Source organism: Pseudomonas sp. SDO5532_S415, assembly GCF_054071155.1.
Genome location: NZ_JBSVWS010000272.1, coordinates 1 through 4,722 on the forward strand (window position 1 = coordinate 1; position 4,722 = coordinate 4,722).

The following is a 4,722-nucleotide window of genomic DNA, read 5'->3' on the forward strand; positions in this document are numbered from 1 at the left end:
CTTCAGTGTTGGCTGACACACCGCTTTCGCGAGCAGGCTCGCTCCCACAGGGGGACAACGGGCTGCGCCGGGATTACTGCGGCAAGGCTCATACCACAAGACCATCGAGTATTTGCAGCGACTTTTGCAGATGCGCTTTAACGGTCGGCACCAGCGCGCGGATTGCTGGCTCATCATTGCTCAATGCCGCCGTTTCCAGCCGTTGCAAAACCGAGGCCAGACCACGAAACCCCAGCGAATCGCTGCTGCCGGCCAGGCGGTGCGCCAGTTGCGCGACTTCCGTGCAATCGTCGGCTTCAATGGCTTCGTCCAGCGCGCCACGGTGCTGAAGGATCGAATTGCGCAGCACCAGCAGCAGGCCCTGGACCTTTTGCTCGCCGAGCAAGGTGCGATGGGTTTGCAGCAGCGGCCAATCCATCGTCTCGTCATCAGACGCGGATTCGGCAACCGTTGCCTGCCCCGCCAGCACCTGGCGCAAATTCTCCGGTTTCAAAGGTTTGGACAGAATGCCATCCATGCCGGCATCGAGGTAACCGCGCACCAACGCCGGTTGCACGCTGGCGGTCAGGGCGAAAATACGGGTCTGGCGATTCGGTCCGTCAATGCTGCGGAGCCGGGCACACAGGTCGACGCCGCTCATCCCCGGCAGATGCACATCCAGCAGAATCAGATCGAACGTCCGCCCGGCGCATTGCACCAGTGCCTGCTCGGCATCGACGGCCAGCCACACCCGATGGCCATCCCGCAGCAACAGACCTTCGGCCACCTCGCGATTGAGCGCCACATCTTCGACCACCAGAATGTCCAGCGCCGGCCCCGCCCCCAGTAGCGGCGCCAGGCCGATGACTTCGCTGGCCGGTTGCAAGGTCAGTTCGAACCAGAAACAACTGCCGCGCCCGACCTCACTGCTGACGCCGATGCAGCCGCCCATGTGCTCCACCAGATGTTTGCAGATAGCCAACCCCAACCCGGTGCCGCCAAAGCGCTGCGCCACTTCCTCGCTGGCCTGGGTGAAACGCTCGAAAATCTTCGCCTGCATCGCCGGGGCAATGCCGATGCCGTTGTCGGTGACACTCACCCGCAGACGCTGGCCGCTCTGCTCGCCAGGCTGCGCGAGTAACGCCACCTCGACACTGACCTCGCCGCCTTCGGTGAACTTGATCGCATTGGCCAGCAAGTTGCTCAGCACCTGTCGCAGGAACTGCTCGGCGCCGTGGTGATGATCGGCCACCCGCTGATCGACCCGGCAATGCAGGATCGTGTCGTTGTCCAACGCCTTCGGCTCCAGCAGGGTCAGCACTTGGTCGAGCAACTGGCGAATCGAGAAGTCCACCGGCTCGGGCAGGCTCGCGCCCTCCTCCAATTTGGCGAAAAACAACACCTCATTGAGGATCGCCAGCAACCCCTCGCCGGCCTTGTGCAAGGCATCCAGACGCTTGCTGTCCTGCGGCTCCAGTCGGGCGCCGCGCAGCAATTCGGCCATGCCGAGAATGCCATTGAGCGGCGTGCGCAGTTCGTGGCTCATGGTCGCCAGAAAACGCGATTTGGCCTGGTTGGCTGCTTCGGCTTCGTCCTTGGCGCGCATCAGGCTGGCGGTGCGCCGCTCGACCCTGCGCTGCAGTTCATCGCGATTGTCCTGCAAGGCCAGGCGATCGATTTCCCGGCGCTCGATGTCACTGAGGATCGCCCGACGCATGTCATCCAGCGCATGAGCCACGCTGTCGATTTCGTCTTCTTGCGCGCGGCGTCGCTTGTCCAGGCGTAGCGGCTCCCCCCATTCGCCCGCCGCAATACGCCGGGCAAACCCGGCCATGACTTGCAGGTGCCGGGTGACCAGGCGATAGAACAACCCGGACAGCGCCACCGCCAAACCACAAAGAAACGCGCCCATCCACAACAGGCTGGTCAGCCCGGTGGCGTACAGGCGCTGATACACGGCGCCCAGGTCGGTACTGACTTCAAGTTCACCGAGTTGGCGCAACGGGCCGGACGGCGGCTGATAGTCCAGGGCAAACCGCTCGATGCGCAACGGCCCGATCGGGTCCGGGCTTGCATGCAACAAATCGTAATCGGGACTGGTCAGGTGCACCCGCGCCACGTCGGAAAAGTCCACCAGACCGCGCAACTGCACGTTCAACTGCTCCTGGTTGAGATCCCACAAGCTGCGCTCCAGGCTCGCCAGATAGCCGGCGCGGATCAGCTCCATGCGCGAGTCGATCTCGCGCATTTCCCGGCGGTATTCGATGTACAGCTGCACGCTGCTGGCCAGCACGGTGAAGCACAGGCTGAACAGCAGTATGAACAGCAACAGGCGCCGCAGAAGTCCACCGGGACGAGCGCGTATCATGGTGCGCCCGCCGGCAGGTTGATCATGTCACGGTAGGTCACTTCGCTCTCATTGAGCAGGCGTTCGATATCGCCGGCCTCCACCATGCGTTGCAGCTGTGCGTTGATGTCCGGCATGCGATTGGCCAGCGGCGAACGGCGCGAAACCGCCACCCGCAAGTAATCCACGCTCAGGGCATTGGGCAAAGCGATGATGTCTTGCCCGCCAGGGAGGTTCTCCACGTACAACTGGCCGGTGCGGCGTTCCTGAGTGATGAAGTCGATGCGCCCGCGAACCAGCTTGCCGAAGTTCTGGTGGCTGCCTGCGACCCATTCGATGTTGTTGTTTTGCGCGACCATGCGATCGAACTCTACGCCGTAGCTTTCACCGAACAGCAAGCCGCCACGGTAGTTGGCCAGATCCTGCAACCGTTCGAACTTCACCGGGTGCCGGCGATTGATGAACAACGCCACTTCTTCGCGCAGCACCGGCACCGTTGAAAACAGCATGCTCTGTTCCCTTTGCGCAGTGCTGTAGGCCAGCACCACATCGACCCGGCCTTCGGCGGCGTCGAGCAGGCAGCGTTTCCAATTGCCCAGCACCACGATCTCGACCTCGTAGCCCAGTTCGCCGAACAGCTTTTTCACCACACTCGGCGCCAGGCCGTGCACCTGTTTGCCGTCGCTCCAGGAAATCGGCGGGTACACCGGATAATCGCAGTAACGTACCTTCTGCGCGGCCTGCGTGGTGTCCACCACCAGCAGCACCACCAGCAACCAAAGCAGTCGCCCTGCAGCCATCACGCCGCCAGGCTGGCAGTGAACAGGTAGCCGGCGCCGTGGATGGTAATGATCAGCTGCGGTTCGGCGGGATCGTCGTGCAACTTGCGGCGCAAACGGCCCACCAGCACATCGATGGAGCGGTCGTTGGGCACCCATTCGCGATTGCGGATCTGGTCCATCAACTGGTCGCGGCTCAGGGTGTGGCCGCTGTTACGCAGGAACACGCTGAGCAACTGGTATTCGCCATGGGTCAGCAGGGTTTCACAGCCGGACGGATCGATCAGGCGACGGCGATCGGTGTCCAGCGCCCAATCGGCAAACTGTTTGACCGGTTTGGATACGGTTGCCACCGGTTGCGGAACCTGCGCATGCCGCACCCGGCGAATCAGGTTTTTCGCCCGGGACACCAGTTCCCGTGGATTGAGGGGTTTGATCACGTAGTCATCGGCGCCACATTCGAGGCCGACGATACGGTCGATTTCATCGTTGCGCCCGGTGATCAGGATGATCCCGACTTCCGAACGCACCCGCAGCTCGCGGGTCAGGGTCAGGCCGTCCTTGCCCGGCAAACGGATATCGAGCATCACCAGGTCCACGCTCTGGCTGGCCAGAAAAGTTTCGGCCAGTTCCGCCGTGGCGGCGCAATGGACGTCGTAGCCTTCCTGGGAAAGATAGGCATGCAGCAGTTCGCGAATCAGCGGATCGTCATCGACGATCAGTACCCGAGGCGTCATTACAAGGAGTCCTGCACAGGCCCGAAGGCGTATTTCTTATTAGAGTGTTTTGTTGCATCTGCGCCAGAGAGTAGCCACTGCTGAACGGGCGATCAACAGCTGCTCGTCTGTACGCAAAACCTTTGGCGCCCGCCCGCTTGCAATCCGTCGACCCAGGCCTCGCAAATCTGGATGCCCTGCTCCGGGGTGAAGGTGCCAGGGTTCAGGCCCAATTCCAGCCACAGGCCATCGAGCAAGGCGCTGAGGCTGATCGCCGCGAGATCGGCGTCGAAGTTTTCCCAGCCTTCTTCCTGCGCCAACTCGGTCAGCGCCTTGCCCAGGATGGCGCGGTACTCGCCATAGGAATGATCGTGGGCCTGGTTGATCGCCTCGGCGGTTTTCACCGCGCCCCAGAAGGCCAGCCAGGCATCGATCAACTGCGGGTCGAGCAATTCGGCGGAGAACGAACCGCGGAAGAACGCCGACAACCGCTCACGGGCATTGGGTGCCGCCTGTTCCATGGCATCGCGCAGCAAGGTCATGACGCGCCCGGTGATCGCCATGTAGGCTTCGGCCACCAGTTCGTCCTTGCCGGAATAGTGATGGCTGATCAGGCCGACCGACACACCCGCCTCGGCGGAAATCTTGCGGATCGAAGCGCCCTGGAAACCGTGGCGCTTGAGACACACCAGCGTCGCCTCGATCAGATTGGCCTTGCGCAACTCCGGTTCCATGCGGGAAAAACGGGCTTCCTGATTCATGGCGACATGCTCCTGGATTCAATCGTGAGGGCTCGCCTGTTTCCGACGAGCTGAACGACTGTACAGCAAGAGTACGCACGCCTGAAAGACCGCATTCGCGAGCAGGCTCGCTCCCACAGGTGATGTACACAAATCCTGTG

The 4,722-nt window shown here is 62.2% G+C and carries 4 protein-coding genes; all 4 read right to left on the reverse strand.

The annotated features are described in order from the left end of the window. Positions 1 to 88: 88 nt before the first annotated feature. A complete protein-coding gene (locus ACW9HW_RS28860; RefSeq protein ID WP_457402710.1) occupies positions 89 to 2,347 on the reverse strand; it encodes an ATP-binding protein in 2,259 nt (752 codons plus the stop codon). Beyond that, positions 2,344 to 3,126 (reverse strand): substrate-binding periplasmic protein, encoded by a 783-nt coding sequence (locus tag ACW9HW_RS28865; protein WP_457402712.1) that lies wholly within the window; start codon positions 3,124 to 3,126, stop codon positions 2,344 to 2,346. Before ACW9HW_RS28865 ends, ACW9HW_RS28860 begins: the two co-directional genes overlap by 4 nt. Beyond that, on the reverse strand, positions 3,126 to 3,842 hold the full coding sequence (locus tag ACW9HW_RS28870; RefSeq protein ID WP_095194828.1) for a response regulator: 717 nt from the start codon (positions 3,840 to 3,842) through the stop codon (positions 3,126 to 3,128). The genes ACW9HW_RS28865 and ACW9HW_RS28870 overlap by 1 nt, the downstream gene beginning before the upstream one ends. Before the next feature lie 92 nt (positions 3,843 to 3,934). Continuing rightward, the gene (locus ACW9HW_RS28875) at positions 3,935 to 4,582 is read right to left on the reverse strand and encodes a TetR family transcriptional regulator C-terminal domain-containing protein (RefSeq protein ID WP_457402714.1); all 648 of its coding nucleotides are present in this window, start codon (positions 4,580 to 4,582) and stop codon (positions 3,935 to 3,937) included. Between the last annotated feature and the right edge of the window lie 140 nt (positions 4,583 to 4,722).